At 73.5% G+C, this 17,679-nt stretch carries 17 protein-coding genes; 13 read left to right on the top strand and 4 right to left on the bottom strand.

Annotation, left to right across the window (positions count from 1 at the left end):
• Nucleotides 1-10: 10 nt before the first annotated feature.
• Nucleotides 11-922 carry a carboxylating nicotinate-nucleotide diphosphorylase gene (gene nadC / locus HGA03_RS02565; RefSeq protein WP_168628621.1) on the top strand — a complete coding sequence of 304 codons (912 nt, stop codon included), beginning with the start codon at nucleotides 11-13 and terminating at the stop codon, nucleotides 920-922.
• Nucleotides 923-964: 42 nt separating this feature from the next.
• Here the strand turns inward: nadC and HGA03_RS02560 are convergent, their stop codons facing one another.
• The 4 genes from HGA03_RS02560 to HGA03_RS02545 all read right to left on the bottom strand — a co-directional run bounded on the left by HGA03_RS02560 (nucleotide 965) and on the right by HGA03_RS02545 (nucleotide 4,657).
• The gene (locus HGA03_RS02560) at nucleotides 965-3,355 is read right to left on the bottom strand and encodes an LPXTG cell wall anchor domain-containing protein (RefSeq protein ID WP_168628620.1); all 2,391 of its coding nucleotides are present in this window, start codon (nucleotides 3,353-3,355) and stop codon (nucleotides 965-967) included.
• Nucleotides 3,356-3,512: 157 nt separating this feature from the next.
• On the bottom strand, nucleotides 3,513-3,779 hold the full coding sequence (locus HGA03_RS02555) for a GlsB/YeaQ/YmgE family stress response membrane protein (RefSeq protein ID WP_168628619.1): 267 nt from the start codon (nucleotides 3,777-3,779) through the stop codon (nucleotides 3,513-3,515).
• A 69-nt stretch (nucleotides 3,780-3,848) separates the two neighbouring features.
• A complete protein-coding gene (gene crcB / locus HGA03_RS02550; RefSeq protein ID WP_168628618.1) occupies nucleotides 3,849-4,226 on the bottom strand; it encodes a fluoride efflux transporter CrcB in 378 nt (125 codons plus the stop codon).
• The gene (locus tag HGA03_RS02545) at nucleotides 4,223-4,657 is read right to left on the bottom strand and encodes a fluoride efflux transporter FluC (RefSeq protein ID WP_168628617.1); all 435 of its coding nucleotides are present in this window, start codon (nucleotides 4,655-4,657) and stop codon (nucleotides 4,223-4,225) included. Before HGA03_RS02545 ends, crcB begins: the two co-directional genes overlap by 4 nt.
• 231 nt (nucleotides 4,658-4,888) lie before the next feature.
• On the opposite strand from HGA03_RS02545, the gene HGA03_RS02540 reads away from it, so the two are divergent.
• The 12 genes from HGA03_RS02540 to HGA03_RS02485 are packed head-to-tail and all read left to right on the top strand — an operon-like array spanning nucleotide 4,889 to nucleotide 17,679.
• Entirely contained in the window at nucleotides 4,889-5,194 is a 306-nt protein-coding gene (locus tag HGA03_RS02540; RefSeq protein WP_168628616.1) for an urease subunit gamma, read from the top strand.
• A gap of 3 nt (nucleotides 5,195-5,197) precedes the next feature.
• Complete coding sequence (locus HGA03_RS02535; RefSeq protein ID WP_168628615.1) at nucleotides 5,198-6,127, top strand: sirohydrochlorin chelatase; 930 nt, start codon at nucleotides 5,198-5,200, stop codon at nucleotides 6,125-6,127.
• Nucleotides 6,046-6,462: an urease subunit beta gene (locus HGA03_RS02530; protein WP_168628614.1), complete on the top strand. Its 417-nt coding sequence runs from the start codon at nucleotides 6,046-6,048 to the stop codon at nucleotides 6,460-6,462. The genes HGA03_RS02535 and HGA03_RS02530 overlap by 82 nt, the downstream gene beginning before the upstream one ends.
• Nucleotides 6,462-8,186 (top strand): urease subunit alpha, encoded by a 1,725-nt coding sequence (gene ureC / locus HGA03_RS02525; protein ID WP_168628613.1) that lies wholly within the window; start codon nucleotides 6,462-6,464, stop codon nucleotides 8,184-8,186. Before HGA03_RS02530 ends, ureC begins: the two co-directional genes overlap by 1 nt.
• Before the next feature lie 7 nt (nucleotides 8,187-8,193).
• The gene (locus HGA03_RS02520; protein ID WP_168628612.1) at nucleotides 8,194-8,889 is read left to right on the top strand and encodes an urease accessory protein UreF; all 696 of its coding nucleotides are present in this window, start codon (nucleotides 8,194-8,196) and stop codon (nucleotides 8,887-8,889) included.
• A gap of 10 nt (nucleotides 8,890-8,899) precedes the next feature.
• Complete coding sequence (ureG, locus tag HGA03_RS02515; RefSeq protein ID WP_168628611.1) at nucleotides 8,900-9,532, top strand: urease accessory protein UreG; 633 nt, start codon at nucleotides 8,900-8,902, stop codon at nucleotides 9,530-9,532.
• Nucleotides 9,529-10,485: an urease accessory protein UreD gene (locus tag HGA03_RS02510; protein ID WP_168628610.1), complete on the top strand. Its 957-nt coding sequence runs from the start codon at nucleotides 9,529-9,531 to the stop codon at nucleotides 10,483-10,485. The genes ureG and HGA03_RS02510 overlap by 4 nt, the downstream gene beginning before the upstream one ends.
• 20 nt (nucleotides 10,486-10,505) lie before the next feature.
• Entirely contained in the window at nucleotides 10,506-11,420 is a 915-nt protein-coding gene (locus HGA03_RS02505) for an urea transporter (protein ID WP_168628609.1), read from the top strand.
• On the top strand, nucleotides 11,417-12,517 hold the full coding sequence (locus HGA03_RS02500) for a FecCD family ABC transporter permease (RefSeq protein WP_168628608.1): 1,101 nt from the start codon (nucleotides 11,417-11,419) through the stop codon (nucleotides 12,515-12,517). Before HGA03_RS02505 ends, HGA03_RS02500 begins: the two co-directional genes overlap by 4 nt.
• A complete protein-coding gene (locus HGA03_RS02495; protein WP_168628607.1) occupies nucleotides 12,514-13,488 on the top strand; it encodes an ABC transporter substrate-binding protein in 975 nt (324 codons plus the stop codon). Before HGA03_RS02500 ends, HGA03_RS02495 begins: the two co-directional genes overlap by 4 nt.
• A complete protein-coding gene (locus HGA03_RS02490) occupies nucleotides 13,485-14,246 on the top strand; it encodes an ABC transporter ATP-binding protein (protein ID WP_168628606.1) in 762 nt (253 codons plus the stop codon). The genes HGA03_RS02495 and HGA03_RS02490 overlap by 4 nt, the downstream gene beginning before the upstream one ends.
• A 1-nt stretch (nucleotide 14,247) precedes the next feature.
• Nucleotides 14,248-17,679, top strand: coding sequence for an FUSC family protein (locus HGA03_RS02485; protein ID WP_168628605.1), 3,432 nt, complete (start codon nucleotides 14,248-14,250; stop codon nucleotides 17,677-17,679).

Here is a 17,679-nt window from a genome sequence, read left to right as displayed (position 1 = left end):
GGCTGCGGGGGTGACCGCAGTGGACCTCCCCGATCCCGGCCTGCTCGACCCCGACTGGGTGCGCCGCACCGTGCGCACCGCCCTGGACGAGGACCTGGGCCCCGAGCCCGGGCGTGACCTGACCACCCAGTCGACCGTGCCGGAGGAACTGTCCGGCATCGCGCACCTGGTGGCGCGGGAACCGGGCGTGGTGGCCGGGCTGCCGGTGGTGGCGGAGGTGACCGCGCAGGTCGCCGGGCGCCTGGGGCTGCCGGTTCCGGTGGTGGAGCAGCGGGTGCCGGACGGGTCGGCGGTCCGGCCGGGTGACCTGCTGGCGGTGTTGTCCGGACCGGTGCAGGTGCTGCTGGTGGCCGAGCGGACCGCGCTGAACCTGGCGTCCCGGGCGTCCGGCGTGGCCACGCACACCCGGCGGTGGGCGGACCGGCTGCGCGGCACCGGTGCGCAGGTGCTGGACACCCGCAAGACCACCCCGGGGCTGCGCGAGCTGGAGAAGTACGCGGTGCGGTGCGGCGGCGGCACCAACAAGCGGATGGGCCTGTACGACGTCGCGATGATCAAGGACAACCACGTGGTCGCGGCCGGCGGGATCACCCCGGCGATCGAGGCGGTGCGGGCCCGGTTCGGTGACGTGCCGTTGCAGGTGGAGGCGGACACCCCGGCGCAGGCGCTGGAGGCGGTGGCCGCCGGTGCCCGGTTCCTGCTGCTGGACAACATGCCGCCGGAGACGCTGACCGAGGTGGTGACGGCGGTCCGGGCCGGAGAGGCGCGGACCGGCCGGATCGAGCTGGAGGCCACCGGCAATCTGACCCTGGACCGGGCCGCCGCGGTGGCCGCCACCGGGGTGGACTACCTCTCGGTCGGCGCGCTGACCCACTCGTCGCCGATCCTGGACCTGGCGCTGGACCTGGTCGACGGGCTCTGACCGGGCGCGGCCCCGGGACTGCCCGGAGCCGCGCCCGCCGGATCAGGACCGATGCGTGGCCCGCCGGCGACCGGCGAGCAGCAGGCCGCCCGCCGCGAGCAGCGCCCCGGCCAGTGCCGCGGCGCCACCGATCTGGGCGCCGGTGACCGGCAGTCGCTGCGCGCCGGGGTCGCCACCGGACGGCGGGACGACGGCGGCGGCGATGTCGTCGTTGGTCACCGTGCACAGCACGTCCCCGCTGTCGCCGATGGTGACCGTGTCCGCGCTGACCGGCAGGGTGCTGCCGTCGTTCTGGTCGACGCAGACCCAGCCGCGGGACTCGTAGCCGTCGGGTCCGTCCTCGGCCAGGGTGTAGCTGCCCGGGTCGACCGGCACGGTGGTCACGCCCGCCGCACCGGTGATCCCGGTGACCCCCGGCGTCGGGCCGGTGGCGGTCAGGGTCCAGTCGGTGGCGGTCGCGGTGCCGTCGTCGTCGTTCACCACCTCCTTGACCAGGGTCAGGAAGGGCTCGCAGGCGACCTCGTTGGTGACCTGCACGGTCCGCGGGCTGCCCGCGGTCACGGTGGCCGGCAGCGGGTCGTCCGCCGGGGCGCCGTCGATCTCGGTCACCCGGGAGGACAGCAGCCGGCAGCCGGTCGGCAGGGTGACCTGCTCGTCGACGGTCACGTCCTCGGCACCGTCGTAGCCGCCGCGGTCCACGCCCCAGTCCTGGTCGGTGGCGGGGGTCCCGCCGGGGCCGGTGAGGGTCAGTTGCCCGTCGTAGCCCGGCGGCTGGGCGCCCTCGGCGTAGGTCTGGCCCTGGATCACCCAGGTCTTGTCCACCTGCACCGAGCTGAGTGCCTTGTTGTAGACCAGGCAGTTGATGAAGCCGGACTCGGGTAGCTGCACCGAGAAGCCGGTCGCCCCGGTGTTGGTCACGGTGACCGGGGCGTCGTCGTTCAGTTTGTCCACGCAGACCGCGTTCGCGCCGCCCGGTGCCACCAGGGTGTAGCCGGGTTGCTGTTGTTCGGCCAGCTGGATCTCGGCGTCCTGGGCCGCCCCGGTGTAGGTCGCGGTGAAGGCGACCGAGCCGGTGCCGTCCGCGGTGGTGGTCGCGCTGGTGTTGTCCAGGACGACCCCCGGGGTGGTCATGCTCGCGTCGAACTGCCAGCCCGCACCGGCGACCTCGGCCCCGGTGATGTCGTCGCCGGTGTTCGCGGTCGGGACGATCTCCTTGGTGACGTTCACCCGGGGCACGCAGTTGCTCAGCACCAGGTCGCGCAGCGTGCTCCCGGCGGCCTCGAAGTCGTCGACGTCGAAGTAGTCCGCCTGCTCCGGGTTCGGCCCACCGGTGTAGAACGTCTCGCCGGACAGTGCCCGCAGGTTGAGCCGGGTGGTGTCGTCGATGCCGGAGCCGACCCCCATCACCACCAGGCGGGAGCCCTTCGCCTTGACCGCATTGGCGGAGAAGATGCCGGCCTCCACGTCGGAGAAGTGGGTGGTGCCGCCGGTGCCCTGCAACGGGTCGGCGCTGAACCGGGTCGGGTTGCCGTCGGTGATCATCACCACCAGCTCATAGGTGGGATCGGCCTCGGCCACCGCCCAGAGGCCCTGGTCCCAGTTGGTGCCCGACCCGGTGGTCCAGTCCGCGTACTGCGCGGTGAACTGGGCGGCGCTCTGGGCGGTCGCCACCGAGACCAGGTCCGGGTAGTTCTGCGCGCCGGTGCTGGGCGAGGTGGCGTCGAAGGAGAACACCGCCGCCCGGGACGGGGTGCCGATCAGCGAGGTCGCGATGGTGTCGGTGGCGGCCTTGAGGTTGGTGATCTGGCTGCCCAGCGAGGCGGACACGTCCAGCACGAACGCGATGTCGATCCCGCAGGCGGCATTGAACGGCGGGTTGGTCCGGGACTGCTGCCAGACCCCGCCCGAGGCGTCCTCCGGGCTGCCGGAGACGGTCGGCTGGTACATGAAGTCCGACTCGGAGGAGTAGGTCTGACCCTCGGCCAGCGCGGGGGTGGTGAAGACGTACGGGCGGGCGGTGGACACCGATCCGCTGCCGTTGCCGGTGCGCAGGACCGGGTTGGCGTACCAGCCGGTGGGCGCCGAGATCTGCTTGACCACGAACTGGGCCCCGGCGTTCGTCCCGCCGGCCTGGGTGTCCGGGACCACGAAGGAGCAGTCGCCGTCGGCGTCCGAGGTGCACACCCCCCAGCCCGGGTCCACCGGGTCGGTGTCCTGCTCGGCGGCGTACAGCCCCAGTTGCGTCCCGGCCAGCGGCGCCGTGGTGTGGGTGCCGGTCCGGTCGCCGCCGACATGCACGGTGACCACGGATTCCCCCGCTGCCGGGGTCGGGACGGCGGACCACGCGGGAGTGGCGGTGATGCCCAGCCCGGCCAGGATGACCGCTGCGACCGCGGCCACCCCTCGTGCGCGCGGATCGGTGGAGCGTGTCATCGGTGCCTCACTTCAGTTGCGACTCTCCCTTGCACCGTAGGGAATCGGCGGTCCGGGCGAAAGTGGAACGCTCGGGCGGTTCAGGCGCATTCAGTTCCGGCCGGACACACGACGCGGCCCCGGGGTATCCCACCCCGGGGCCGCGTCGAGACTGTCGTCAGCCGCGCACACCCTTGCGGCCGGTGATCGCGCCGTAGATCGCCAGAACGATCACGGAGCCGACGATCGCCAGCAGCCAGGTCTGGATCGACCAGAAGTCCTCCAGCGGCGCATCGAAGATCACGCTGCCGAGCCATCCGCCGACCAGTGCACCGACCACCCCGAGCAGCAGGGTGACGAACCAGCCGCCGTTGTCGCGCTTGAGGATCGCCTTGGCGATGGCGCCGGCGATGAGCCCGAGAATGATCCAGCCAATGAGTCCCATGTCAACCTCCTGTATCGATGGGATGACCGTCGCATGCGGCCCCGGGCTCCGCATCCGGAACGACGCAGATCACATCCGCGACCCCCAGGCGTAGCCGGCCAGGGCGAGGCCGACGCAGCCCAGCAGGATGCCGACGCCGTAGGCGACCGCCGCGGTGTACCGCCGCTCGCGCAGCAGGGTGACGGTCTCGTAGCTGGCGGTGCTGAACGTGGTGTACCCGCCCAGGAACCCGGTGCCGAGCACGGCGCTGATCTCGCCGGAGTCGACCCGGGCGACGGTCAGGCCGGTCAGGATGCCCAGCAGCAGCGATCCGCTGAGGTTGATCAGCGCGGTCGGCCAGGGGAAGTGGTCGCCGGTGCGGGCCCGGATCATCGCGTCCACCAGGTAGCGCAGCGCGGCGCCGACCCCGCCGGCCAGGGCGAGCAGGAGCAGGGTGCCGATCGTCATGCCGGTGCGCCGCTGGCGGTGGTGGTGTGCCGGCCGGTCCGCCGCCCGGCCAGCAGGATGCCGGCCATGGTGGCGAGGGCGCCGAGCAGCACCGTGGTGAGCAGGTAGACCGCGGCCGCCCCGAACCGGGAGTGGTCCAGCAGGACCGCGGCGTCGGTGGCCAGGGAGCTGTAGGTGGTGAACCCGCCGCAGAAGCCGGTGCCGAGCAGCAGCTTGAGCCGGGTCGCCATCGGTGGCGGCGGAGTGCCGGCGCGGGCGAGCGAGGCGGTGAGGTAGCCGAGCAGGAACGCGCCGACCACGTTCACCACCGGGATCGCCGCCGGGGCGCCGGCCACCGAGGGGATCAGCAGGCACACGCCCTCCCGGCAGGCGGCCCCGACCCCGCCGCCGAGCGCGACCAGCCCGACGGTGCCCGCGGAGATTCCCTTCATGCGGCACACGGTAGGGGCGGCGTGTGTTCTGGGCAAAAGCGATGTGGAAATATCCGGAATGCCGGACATGTGCGGACACTCACGGGCGGATGACTACTCACAGAATGACAGCACTCATGGGTGGTGTCAATGCGCAGGTCAGGCAGGTCTTTGCTGAACACGCTTGCGGACGGGGGCCGGGGGAGTACCGTCAAAATGCACATGATCCTGACGGGCAGAAGGGTTATTCGCGTGAATCTCACTCCGCGGGAAATCGACAAGCTGATGATCTACCAGGTCGCCGAACTCGCGCGGCGACGGCGTGATCGCGGAACCAAGCTCAACCTGACCGAGGCGCAGGCGCTCATCTCCGAGGCGATCCTGGAGGCGGCCCGGGACGGCAAGTCGGTGGCCGAGTGCATGGAGCTGGGCACCCACGTGGTGTCCGAGGCCGACTGCATGCCCGGGGTCCGGGAGCGGCTGAGCCTGCTGCAGGTCGAGGCCACCTTCGTCGACGGCAGCAAGCTGGTCTCCTGCCACGACCCCGTCGCCGCCTGAGCCATGCGCAGGGGGAGGGCGATCACCGGCGGCGTGGTCCTGGTCGCGGGGCACGAGAGCCGGCACGGCGGTGACCTGTGGCCGGTGTCCGCGTCGATTCCCGGCGGGGTGCTGACCACCCCCGGGCGGCCCCTGCACCGGGCGGTGAGCGAGTTGCTCGCCGCCGGCGCCGACGACGTCGCGGTGCTGCCGATGACCTGGGGCCGCGACCCGGTGCTGATCGCCGACACCGCCCAGACCCTGCGCTGGGCCACCACCGGCGAGGGCCGGGGCCGGGTGACGCTGTGCCGGCCGCTGGGCGCCACCGACCACCTGGTGACCCTGCTGCGCAAGGCCGCCAACGACGTCACCGAGACCCACCCCGACGCGGCGCTGGTGGTCACCGGCTACCGGTCCAATCCCTTCGACGACGCCGAACTGCACCGGGTCGGCCACCTGGTCCGGGCCTACGGCAACGGCTCGGACATCGAGATCGCCTGCGTCGGCGACGAGTCCGACATCGAGCGGGCCGTGCTGCGCACCCGGTTGCTCGGATTCCGTTCGACCGTCCTGGTGCCGGCCGACTTCGCCCGCACCATGCCGGCGGTGGAGGTGATCGACAAGGTCTGGTTCCACGGACCGTTGCTGCCCACCCCGGCGCTGCTGCGGCTGATCGGCATGCGGGTGGCCGCGGCCCGGCACGCCCTGGCGCACGGCGACGACGGCATCGGCGCCGGACTGCTCGCCGATCACGATCACGGGTTCGCCCATTCGCACGACGTGGACGGACACCCGCACCCGCATTCTCACGGTCCGGGCGGGCACGGCCACGTTCCCGGGCACAGCCATGACACCCGACGCACGGAGGAATCATGCTCGGCAGCCCCACCTACCAGCACGACGGCGACGACATCGAGATCAATGCCGGTCGCGCCACCACCACCCTCACGGTGAGTAACACCGGGGACCGGGCGGTGCAGGTCGGATCGCACTTCCATTTCTTCGAGGTGAATCGCGCCCTGCTGTTCGACCGGGAGCAGGCCTACGGGATGCACCTGGACATCCCGGCCGGGACCGGCGTGCGGATCGAGGCCGGTGACACCCGGGAGGTCACGCTGACCGCCTTCGCCGGGTCGCGGTGCGTGATCGGCTTCAACGGACTGGTCGACGGTGGGCTCGACGCCCGCCAGACCCGCATCGACGCCCTCGCCCGCATGCGCGAGCGCGCCTTCCATGACGGCGTGCCGCAGACCGGTGGCGCCGGAACTCAGCAGGGGAGCGACCACTGATGGCCATCATCTCGCGCAAGCAGTACGTGGACCTGTTCGGTCCGACCACCGGCGACCGGGTCCGGCTCGCCGACACCAACCTGGTGATCGAGATCGAGAAGGACTACAACGAGGGCCACTACGGCGACGAGGTGGTCTACGGCGGCGGCAAGTCCGCCCGGGACGGCATGGGCGCCGACCCGAATGTCACCGGCGCCCAGGGCGGCCTGGACCTGGTGATCACCAACGCGATCGTGCTGGACCCGGTGCTCGGCGTGGTCAAGGGCGACATCGGCGTGAAGGACGGCCGGATCGTCGGGATCGGCAAGTCCGGCAACCCGCTGGTGCAGTCCGGGGTGGACCCGCGGCTGGTGGTCGGCGCGGTGACCGAGGTGATCTCCGGCGAGCACATGATCGCCACCGCCGGGGCGATCGACACCCACGTGCACTACATCTCCCCGCAGCAGGCCCAGGCGGCGCTGTCGAACGGGATCACCACGCTGTTCGGCGGTGGCACCGGCCCGTCCGACGCCACCAACGGCGTCACCAGCACCCCGGGCGCCTGGTACATCCAGCGGATGCTGCAGTCCGCGGAGGACCTGCCGGTGAACATGGGCTTCCACGGCAAGGGCAACGGGTCGCGGATGCCCGCGCTGGTCGAGCAGATCTTGGCCGGGGCGTCCAGCCTGAAGGTGCACGAGGACTGGGGCGCCACCCCCGCGGTGCTGGACGCCGCGCTGCGGGTGGCCGACGAGTACGACATCCAGGTGTCGCTGCACTCGGACAGCCTGAACGAGGCCGGGTACGTGGAGGACACCCTGTCGGCGATCAACGGCCGGACCATCCACACGTACCACACCGAGGGTGCCGGCGGCGGGCACGCCCCGGACATCCTGCGGGCGGCCGGCTTCCCGCACGTGCTGCCGTCGTCGACCAACCCGACCCTGCCGTACACGGTGAACTCGGTGGACGAGCTGCTGGACATGGTGATGGTCTGCCACCACCTGTCGCACGACATCCCGGAGGACGTGGCCTTCGCCGACTCCCGGGTCCGGGCGGAGACCATCTCGGCCGAGACCGTGCTGCAGGACGAGGGCGTGATCTCGATGATCTCCTCGGACTCGCAGGCGATGGGCCGGGTCGGGGAGTCGTTCACCCGGGCGTTCCAGGTCGCACACCACAACAAGGACAAGCGCGGCAAGCTGCCGGAGGACGCCGAGCGGAACGACAACTTCCGGGTGCTGCGCTACCTGGCCAAGGTGACGATCAACCCGGCGATCACCCAGGGCGTCTCGGACCACATCGGGTCGCTGGAGGACGGCAAGGTCGCCGACATCGTGCTGTGGCCGGTGGACTCCTTCGCGGCCAAGCCCCGGCTGGTGCTCAAGGGCGGGATGATCAACTGGGCGCTGATGGGCGACCCGAACGCCTCGCTGCCCACCCCGCAGCCGGTGTTCTACCGCCCGATGTTCGGTGCCTTCGGCCGGGCGCAGCAGCTGACCCGGGTGTCGTTCATGTCCCAGGCCGCGATCGCCGCCGGGGTGCCGGAGCAGCTCGGGCTGAGTAGCCAGGTGCTGCCGGTGCGCCGCTGCCGGGGGATCGGCAAGCAGCACATGGTCCGCAACGACCGCACCCCGGTGATCGAGGTCGACCCGGAGACCTACAAGGTCACCTTCGACGGGAAGCCCGCGCACATCGAACCGGCCACCTCCCTGCCGCTGAACCAGCTGTTCTTCCTGGCGTGAGCCCCCGATGACCGAGCGCGGCCTGGGCGGACTGCTGGTCAGCCTGCAGCTGTCCGACTCCGCGTTCCCGAGCGGCTTCTACACGATGTCGCACGGGCTGGAGGGATTCGCCCAGGCCGGGGCGGTCGGGCCGGACGGGGTGCGGGCGCTGCTGGTCGACCTGCTGCGCTGCTCGGTGGGCCCGGGTGACGCGACCGCGCTGGCCCGGGCGCACGAGGCGGCGTCGGCCGGCGACTGGGACCGGGTGACCGAGGTGGACCGGCTGCTGCTGGCCACCAAGCTGAACGCCGAGCTGCGCCGGTCCGCGGTGCGCAGCGGCCGGCAGGTGGTCCAGATCGCCCGGGCCGCGATCGGTGGTCCGCTGCTGGCGGAGTGGGAACGCCGGATCACCGAGCGCCGGACCCCGGGCTGTCAGGCGGTGGCCACCGCGGTCGCCTACGCCGCCGCCGGGGCCGGCACCCGGACTGCGGTCGCCTCGGACCTGTTCGCCTTCACCGCCAGCGTGCTCGGCGCGGCGCTGCGGCTGCGACTGGCCGACCACCAGCAGGTCCAGGTGCTGCAGTACGCGGTGCACCCGGTGATCGAGGAGGTGACCCGGGCCGCCCTGCGCCGCCCGCTGCACGACCTGGGCGGCTGCGTGCCGGTCGCCGACGTGGCCAGCGCCCGGCACGAGCTGGCCGAGGCCCGGCTGTTCGCGAGCTGAAGGAGTGAGGATGAACGACGCAGTGCTGAGGATCGGCATCGGGGGACCGGTGGGCTCGGGCAAGACCGCGCTGGCCGAGGCGCTGGTGCCGCGGCTGATCGCGGCCGGCCGGCACCCCGCGGTGATCACCAACGATATCTACACCCAGGAGGACGCCCGGCACGTCCGGCGCGAGCTGGCCGGGGTGCTGGACCCCGAGCGGGTGGTCGGGATCGAGACCGGGGCCTGCCCGCACACCGCGGTCAGGGACGACCCCACGATGAACCTGGCGGTCGGCGCCGAGCTGGTCGAACGCTTCCCGGACCTGGACACCCTGCTGTACGAGTCCGGCGGCGACAACCTCACCCTGACGTTCTCCCCGGCGCTCGCGGACGTCTTCGTCTTCGTCCTGGACACCTCCGAGGGGGAGAAGATGCCGCGCAAGCGGGGGCCGGGGATCACCGACTCGGACATCCTGGTGATCAACAAGATCGACATCGCCCAGTACGTCCGCACCGACCTGGCGGTGATGGAGGCCGACGCCCGCCGGGTGCGGGACGAGCGGCCGGTGGTGCTGACCAACTCGCTCACCGGCGAGGGCGTGGACGAGCTGCTCGGCCAGATCATGGCGCTGTACCGGCAGACCCCGGCATCGATCCGATGACGGCCGCCGTCCTGGGCTACGGCGGCCACCGGGTCCGGCCCGAGCACTACGAGCCGGACCGGGTGCCGCCCGAGCTGGCCCGCCTGCGCGGGACGCCGGACACCCTGGTCCCCGGCAGCCCGGGCAAGGTCGGGGTGCTGGAGCTGGGCTTCGCGCACACCGGGTCGCGCACCGAGCTGGTGCGGCGCTACCAGAAGGCCCCGCTGCAGATCATGCGGCCGCTGTACTACGACCCGTGGCGGCCGGACCTGCCGATCACCTACCTGATGTCCACCGGCGCCGGGATCATGCAGGGCGACCGGCTGCGCACCGACCTCGGCTTCGGCCCGGGCAGCAGCGGGCACGTGACCACCTCGGCGTACACCAAGGCGCTGCGGATGGAGCACGACTACGCGGTGGCCCAGGTGAACCTGCGGGTGGCGGACGGCGCCTACGTCGAATACCTGCCGGACCCGCTGATCGCCTTCGCCGGGGCGCGGTTGTTCCAGCGGATCCGGGTCACCCTGGCCGAGTCGGCCACCCTGATCATCGGCGACACCCTGATCGCCGGGCGGCTGGCCGCGGGCGAGCGGCACCGGTACACCGTGCTGGCGCTGGACCTGGAGGTCGACCGGCCGGACGGGCTGCCGGTGCTGGTGGACCGGATGCGGTTGGACCCGGTGAGCGCCCAGGGCCCGGCGGTGCTGGCCGGCCGGGGCCTGGTCGCCACCCTGACCGTGCTCACCCCGGACGTCCCGGCCGAGGAGATCGCCGATCTGCTGCGCGCCGCGCTGGCGCCGCTGGCCGGGACGGAGCTGGCGATCGGGGTGAGCGTGTTGCCCGGCGACGCCGGCGCCTGGCTGCGGGTGCTGGGCGACGACCCGGTGCTGGTCGCCCGGGCCCGGACCCTGGCCTGGCAGGCGGCCCGGCTGCGGCTGACCGGCCGGCCCGCGCCGACGATCCGCAAGAGCTGAGCCGGGACACAGGGGGAGACATGACGACGGCACAGAGCGCATGGGCGGGCTTCACCGCACGGTCGCTGGCCCGAGGGCTGGGGCAGATCTTCTTCCAGCCGCGGGCCTGGACCGGGGTGGCGATCCTGGCCGCCTTTGTGGTGGCGGACTGGCGGATGGCGCTGCTGGTGCTGGTCGGCACCGCGGCCTCCACCGCCGCCGGCTGCCTGCTGCGCCCGCCGCGGGACACGGTCGAGGCCGGGTTGCTCGGGTTCTGCGGTGCCCTGGTCGGCGCGGCGGCGTTCACCGCGCTGGGCAGCCAGTGGCTCGCCTGGCTGGTCGCGGCGGCAGGGGGCGTGCTCTGTGCCCCGGTCACCTGGGTGCTGGCCCGGCTGTTCGCCACCCCGCCGCTGCGCCGCTTCGCACTGCCCACCACCACCGCGCCGTTCTGCCTGGTCGCCGGGCTGGCCTATGCGCTGACCACCGACCGGCACGTCGCGGCCGCCTCGGCGCCCTCGGATGCCGGGGTGGTGCTGGACCTGGCCCGGTCGCTGCTGACCAACATCGCGGAGGTGGTGCTGGTCGGCGGGGGGTGGAGCGGCCTGCTGATCCTGATCGGGCTGTTCCTGGCCTCCTGGCGGGTCGGGGTGGCCGCCCTGATGGGCAGCGCGATCGGCTCGGTCACCGCCCTGGTGCTGGGCACCGATCCCAGCCGGATCGGCGAGGGGCTGGCCGGCTACTCCGGGGTGCTGACCGCCATCGCGCTGGCGGTGGTGTTCCTGCGCGAGTCGGCGGCGTCCTGGTGGTACGCCGCCCTGGGCGCGGTGCTGACCGCCGGGGTGACCCTGCTGATGAACGACCTCACCGGCGGGCCGGTCTACACCTGGCCGTACATCCTGACCACCTGGGTGATGCTGCTGATCGCCGCCCCGATCCGCGGCCTCGACCGGTCATGACCGCCGCCGGAGGGCTGCTCGACCCGGCCGGGATCGACCACGACCCGCTGGGGGTCCGGGGCCGGGCCCGGCGGCGTGGCCTGCTGCTGGCCGCTCTGGTCGCGCTGACCGTGGTCAGCGCCGGGACTGCCGCGGTGCTCGGGCCGGTGCTGGTACCCCCGAGCACCGTGGCCAGGATCATCGGCCACGCGCTGGGTGGACCGGGGGAGGTGACCTGGTCGCCGGACCAGGAGGCGGTGGTCTGGGCGGTGCGGGTGCCGCGGGTGCTGCTGGCCCTGGCGGTGGGTGCCGGGCTGGCGGTGTGCGGGGCGGCTCTGCAGACCATGACCCGCAACCTGCTGGCCGATCCGCATGTGCTCGGGGTCAGCTCCGGGGCCTCCTGCGGTGCCGCCGCCGCGCTGCTGTTCGGACTGGGCGCCGGGCTGGGGCAGTACGCGCTGTTCGGCAGCGCCTTCGCCGGGGCGCTGGCCGCCGCGGCGCTGGTGTTCGGGGTCGCCCGGCACCGCGGCGAGGTCACCTCGGTGCGGCTGGTGCTGGCCGGGGTCGCGGTGGGCTATGCGCTGTCGGCGGCGACCAGCTTCCTGGTGTTCGCCTCCGGGTCGGCCGAGGGTGCCCGGTCGGTGATGTTCTGGCTGCTCGGGTCGCTGTCCCTGGCCCGGTGGGGGATGCCGCTGGCCGTGGTCGCGCTGGTGGTCGTCGCCGCCTGCCTCACCCTGGTGCTCTGGTCGCCGGGGCTGGACGCCCTGGCGCTCGGCGACGAGACCGCCCGCACCCTGGGCATCTCCCCGTCCCGGCTGCGTACCCGGCTGCTGCTGCTGGTGTCGCTGACCGTGGGGGTGGTGGTGGCCGCGGCCGGGACGATCGGCTTCGTCGGGCTGGTGGTGCCGCACCTGGCCCGCCGCCTGGTCGGGGTCGGTCACCGCTGGCTGATCCCGGTCGCCGCCCTGCTGGGCGGGTCGCTGCTGCTCTGGGCCGATGTGCTGGCCCGGATGGTCCGGCAGCCGCAGGAGCTGCCGATCGGGATCGTGACCGCGCTGGTCGGTGCGCCCTTCCTGCTGCACCTGGTGCGGTCCCGCCGGGCGGTGGCGCTGCCGTGAACCGGACTCCTGCGCTGATCCTGGCCGCCGGGCTGCTCGCCCTGGCGGCCTGCGGTGCGCCCTCCGCCGTGACCGGGACCGGTGACGGCTACCCGGTCACCGTCACCAACTGCGGTGCCGAGGTCACCTTCGATGCGCCGCCGCAGCGGGTGGTGCTGCTCAAGAGCGCCTCGGTGTCCTACCTGCACGACCTGGGGGTGCTGGACCGGGTGGTGGCCCGGGCCGGCCGGTACCCGCAGGCCTACTACGACGACGCCACCCGGGACCAGCTGTCCGGTATCCCGGTGCTCACCGACACCACCGACGCCGCCGGTCACGTGCAGATCTCCCGGGAGGTGGTGATCGCCCAGCGTCCGGACCTGGTGCTGGGCGCGACGGCCACCGCCGACCGGGACTCGCTGGCGGCCGCCGGCATCCCGCTGCTGGAGGAGCCGGCGCTCTGCCCGGACGGGCCGTCGGCGGTGGACTACGGCGACATCGACGACCAGTTCGCGCTCTACGGCCGGGTGTTCGGGGTGCCGGAGCAGGCGGAGGCAGCCGCGGTGGCGCTGCACGAGCGGTTGGACGCCCAGCTCGACCGCGCCGACCCGGCCGAACGGCGCACCGCCGCGGTGCTCTACCCGACCCTCGGCGGCGGGGTGACCTACGCCTACGGCAACTCCGGGATGGCCCAGGCCCAGCTCACCGCCGCCGGACTGACCAACGTCTTCGCCGACGTGGACGACCGGGTGTTCGAGGTGACCCGGGAGGAGTTGATCGCCCGCGACCCGGACGTCCTGGTGCTGCTGCACGAGGACGGCGACCCGGAGCAGGTCCGGGCGGCGGTCACCGGCCTGCCCGGTGCGGAGGGGATCACCGCGGTCCGGGACGACGCGATCCTGGTGCACCTGTTCAACTTCACCGAGCCGCCCGGCCCGCTGGCCGTGGACGGGTTGGTGCACCTGCTGGACCTGATCGAGGCCGGGTCATGATCGAGGTCAGGGGGTTGTCCGCGGGCTACGGCCCGGTCCCGGTGCTGCACGGCGTCGACCTGACCGCCCCCGACGGCAAGGTGCTCGGGCTGCTCGGCCCGAACGGCAGCGGCAAGACCACCCTGCTGCGCTGCCTGTACGGCGGGCTGCGGCCGGCCGCCGGCGACCTCCGGCTGGACGGGGAGGACCTGGCCCGGCTGAGTGTCCGGGACCTGGCCCGCCGGGTGGCGGTGGTGGTGCAGGAGCACGGCGACGACCCGCCGATGCCGGTGGCGCAGATGGTGCTGCTCGGCCGCACGCCACACCACCGCGGCCCGGCCCGGACCACCCGGGAGGACCTGGCGATCGCCACCGACGCGCTGTGCCGGGTCGGCGGGCTGCACCTGGCCGACCGGGAGTTCGCCGACCTGTCCGGCGGCGAGCGGCAGCGGGTGCTGCTGGCCCGGGCGCTGACCCAGTCCGCCGGGCACCTGCTGCTGGACGAGCCGACCAACCACCTGGACGTGCGCTACCAGCACGAGGTGCTCGACCTGGTCCGCCGGCTCGGGGTGACCGTGGTGGTGGTGCTGCACGACCTGAACCTGGCGGCGGCCTACTGCGACCGGGTGCTGCTGCTGGCCGACGGCCGGGTGCGGGCGGCGGGCACCCCGGCCGAGGTGCTGGTGCCCGAGGTGCTGGAGCCGGTCTACCGGTTGACCGTGCGCCGGATGGCCCTGGACGACGGCTTCCAGCTCGCGTTCCGCCCGGCGGTGAGCTGAGATGTCCTCGCTCTGGACCCTGCTCGGGCTGGTGATCCTGTTCGGCACCCTGCTGGACATCTTCCTGACCGCGCTGAACTACGACGAGGCCGGGTTCATCTCCGCCCGGGTGTCCGCCTGGCAGTGGCGGCTGACCCGGCTGGTCACCCGGCGGCTGCCCCGCCGCTGGCGACCGGTCGCGCTACGGCAGGTCACCGGCGCGCAGGTGGTCGTGCTGGTGATGGTCTGGCTGGCCGGGGTGATCGCCGGCTTCGGGTTCGTCTACTACGGCCACATGTCGCGGACCTCCTTCACCGGGTGGGGGAAGGGCGCACCGCTGGACCTGTTCGGCGCGTTCTACTTCAGCGCGGCGCAACTGTCCTCGGTGGGCGGCTCCTACCTGACCGCCGCCACCGACCTGCTGCGCTTCCTGTCCATCGCCGAGACGCTCACCGGCGTGGTGCTGATCTCGCTGATCCTGACCTTCCTGCTCGGCGTCTATGGCGTGATCACCGACCTGAACGCGCTCTGCCGGCACTTCCTGGTCGCCGAGCGCGGCGCCGGGTCCGCGGTGGCCGGACTGGCGCCGTACTTCCGGGACGGGCAGTGCTCCGGGCTGGACGGCCACCTGGACGGGATCGCGGAGTCCTTCGCCTCCTACACCGAGGGCCTGCGGCTGCACCACAGCGCGTACTACTTCCAGAGCGGGCGGGACCAGTACGCGCTGCCCTACGCAATCCGGATGCTGGGCGGCACGATCGGGGCGCTGCGCTGGGGACTGCCCGCCGGTCACCCGGCCACCACCGAACCCACCCTGGTGCCGCTGACCTTCCAGTTCCTCGAGTTCGGCGAGTACCTGCAGGGCATCCTGCGCTGGCAGAGCACCGACGTGCCGGAGGTGCTGGACCGGGCGCGCTTCCTGGACCGGGTGGGCCGGGCCGGCCGCGGCGAGCAGGTGGACGAGTGGACCGGCCGGTTCCTCCAGCTCGACCGGGACATGGCCGACCTGGCCGGGCTGTCCCCGCTCGCCGACCCGGAGGAGGCCTACCGCCGCTACACGCGGTGGCTGCCCTTCGCCTACCGCGCGCAACAGATCGCGCTCGCGGTCGGGCACGACCTGGACTACCAGCCGGTGATCCTGACCGACCACCCGGTGGCGATCCTGGCCGACGACGACCCGGTCGCCCACGCGGCCCTGCGCGGCCGGGTCTTCCAGCCGCAGGACCACCACCCGCGCGCCGGCCGGCGCTGGTCGCCGCGGCGCTGGTGGCGGGCATCGCTGCGGCGGCTCGCGCTGGCCGACCCCGGGCACGCCCGGCTGCGCACCGCGGGCCGGACGGTGCTGGCCGCCGGGGCCGCCGCGCTGACCGTGTTCGCGCTGCACCGCGGCGACCAGGCGGCGTCGGCCGCGCTCTACGGCGGGTTCGTGGCGATGCTCGGCGCCGGGGCGGGTGTCGGCGCCACCCCGCGCGCCCGGCTGGTCAGCGGCCTGCTGGTGCTGGTGCCGGTCGGGGTGGTGCTGGTGCTGCGCTCGCTGACCGCCGGGTCGCCCGGCTGGACCGCCGTGCTGCTGGTCGCGGTGGCGCTGGCGGGGGTGGGTGCCGGGCGGTTCGGCCCCCGGGGCGCGGCGCTGGGCCAGATCACGTTCATGGCGTTCTACTTCGCGCTGGTCCTGGGCCCGCAGTTCACCGGGGTGGGCTGGTTCGCGCTCGCCGCCGTGGTCGGGATCGGCTGGTCGCTGCTGTTCACCTGGGTGCTGCTGCCGGACCGCCCGCGCCGGGCCCTCACCCAGGGCGCCACCGCGCTGGACGTGCACCTGGCCGGCGCGCTGGACGTGCTGGTGGACGCGGTGTCCTGGGCGCGCTGGGACCCGGACATCCGCCGGCGGGTCGCCCAGGACACCCGGCAACTGCACCGCGGGGTAGCCTTCGTCGGCGGACGGCTGACCGCGCCCGGCGGGCTGGACGCAGTGGACCCGACCCGGGTGGCCGAACTGCGGCTGCGGCTGTTCGACGCCGAGCTGGCGGTGGAAGGGCTGGTCGGCGCCGCCCGTAGTGTCACCGGCACCGCCGTCCCGCTCGAGCTGCGCGGCCGGCTCGCCGGGCGGCTGGAACTGCTGCGCGCCCACCTGTCGGCGCTCGCGGCCCGGCCCGTGCGCCCCGCCCCAGACCCGGCCGTCGCAAACCCCGCCGCCGCGGACCCCGCCGGCCCAGACCCCGCCGCCGCGGACCCGGAGGCCGGGCTCGACCCGTGGCCGGGCGCGGCCACCCCCGACGACTGGCCGCGGTCCGCCCGGGTGCTCTGCCTGGCCGCGGACGAGCTGTTCCGTGCGGCCCACGATCTGCGGCGCGCCGAGGTCGCCGTGCTCGACCCCTCGGCGCCCGCCCTCACCGTCCTGGACCCCGACGACGACGCCGAGGGCATCGACCTGGAACGCATGACAGGTCTGGCCACCGGCGACGTCTCCCCCCGTCGGGGTCCAGGACCTGCCACCCGCCGGGCGGTGCAGGCGGGGGTCGCCACCGGGGTGGCACTGCTCGCCGGGGAGGCGGTGTCCAGCAGCCACCAGTACTGGGCGACCATCTCCGCCTACCAGGTGCTCGGCAGCACCGACGGCGAGACGCTGATGAAGGGCACCCAGCGGATCATCGGCACCGTCCTGGGCTCGATCGCCGGCTTCGGCATCGCGCTGGCCACCGGGGCGGACCTGCTGGTGGTGGTCCCGCTGCTGGCGCTGACCGCCTTCGCCTCCACCTACGCCCAGCCGGTGTCGCCGGCCCGGGCGGTGTTCTGGCGGATGGCGATGCTGGCGCTGGTCTACGAGTCGCTCGGCCGGCTGACCAGCGTGGCGCTGGAGCTGCGGGTGCTGGAGACGGTCTTCGGCGCGGTGGTCGCGTTGCTGGCCGCCTGGCTGATCCTGCCCACCCGGACCCGCTCCGCGCTGGACCGGGACGCGGCCGCCGTGGTCCGTGACGTCGACATCCTGGTCACCGGTGCCCTGGACCGGCTCGGTGGCGGCGGGCAGGTCACCCGGCACGCCCTGCGCGAGCGCGAGCTCCGGCTGGACCGCGACCTGCGCACCCTGGTCGGCACCGCCCGCCCGCTGCGCCGGGTCACCGGCTCGCTGGACCCGGACGGCGTGGAGGCCCGGCTGACCGCGTATTGGTCGCTGGCCACGTACACCCGGCACCTGCTCCGCGCGGTGGAACCGGCCCGGCACGGCGACCGCTCGCGCCTGGCCGAGGAGCGCGACCGGGCCGGTGCCGTCACCCGGCGCAACCTGTCCGCCCTGAGCGCGGTGCTCACCGGCCGCCCCGCCGAGGCGGTGGACGACGACCTCGACTTCGCCGGGCACTTGGACACCGCCGGGCCGGAGGCGGACGTGCTACGCCAGCTGGAGCGGATCAACCTGACCCTGCTCCGGTTGGTCGGCGCCGCGAATCCGCCCGGCTGA

Origin of the sequence: Cellulomonas denverensis, assembly GCF_012396125.1 — a bacterium.
Lineage (GTDB): Bacteria > Actinomycetota > Actinomycetes > Actinomycetales > Cellulomonadaceae > Cellulomonas > Cellulomonas denverensis.
This window is presented reverse-complemented; position numbering and strand designations above follow the sequence as displayed.

What these genes read in the sequence shown, in the direction of transcription:
- ureG (WP_168628611.1), top strand. Translation starts at nt 8,900, where the DNA reads ATGAACGACGCAGTGCTGAGGATCGGCATCGGGGGACCGGTGGGCTCG.
- HGA03_RS02545 (WP_168628617.1), bottom strand. Translation starts at nt 4,657, where the DNA reads ATGAAGGGAATCTCCGCGGGCACCGTCGGGCTGGTCGCGCTCGGCGGC.
- HGA03_RS02555 (WP_168628619.1), bottom strand. Translation starts at nt 3,779, where the DNA reads ATGGGACTCATTGGCTGGATCATTCTCGGGCTCATCGCCGGCGCCATC.
- HGA03_RS02520 (WP_168628612.1), top strand. Translation starts at nt 8,194, where the DNA reads ATGACCGAGCGCGGCCTGGGCGGACTGCTGGTCAGCCTGCAGCTGTCC.
- HGA03_RS02485 (WP_168628605.1), top strand. Translation starts at nt 14,248, where the DNA reads ATGTCCTCGCTCTGGACCCTGCTCGGGCTGGTGATCCTGTTCGGCACC.
- HGA03_RS02490 (WP_168628606.1), top strand. Translation starts at nt 13,485, where the DNA reads ATGATCGAGGTCAGGGGGTTGTCCGCGGGCTACGGCCCGGTCCCGGTG.
- HGA03_RS02500 (WP_168628608.1), top strand. Translation starts at nt 11,417, where the DNA reads ATGACCGCCGCCGGAGGGCTGCTCGACCCGGCCGGGATCGACCACGAC.
- ureC (WP_168628613.1), top strand. Translation starts at nt 6,462, where the DNA reads ATGGCCATCATCTCGCGCAAGCAGTACGTGGACCTGTTCGGTCCGACC.
- HGA03_RS02505 (WP_168628609.1), top strand. Translation starts at nt 10,506, where the DNA reads ATGACGACGGCACAGAGCGCATGGGCGGGCTTCACCGCACGGTCGCTG.
- HGA03_RS02510 (WP_168628610.1), top strand. Translation starts at nt 9,529, where the DNA reads ATGACGGCCGCCGTCCTGGGCTACGGCGGCCACCGGGTCCGGCCCGAG.
- HGA03_RS02560 (WP_168628620.1), bottom strand. Translation starts at nt 3,355, where the DNA reads ATGACACGCTCCACCGATCCGCGCGCACGAGGGGTGGCCGCGGTCGCA.
- crcB (WP_168628618.1), bottom strand. Translation starts at nt 4,226, where the DNA reads ATGACGATCGGCACCCTGCTCCTGCTCGCCCTGGCCGGCGGGGTCGGC.
- HGA03_RS02530 (WP_168628614.1), top strand. Translation starts at nt 6,046, where the DNA reads ATGCTCGGCAGCCCCACCTACCAGCACGACGGCGACGACATCGAGATC.
- HGA03_RS02535 (WP_168628615.1), top strand. Translation starts at nt 5,198, where the DNA reads ATGCGCAGGGGGAGGGCGATCACCGGCGGCGTGGTCCTGGTCGCGGGG.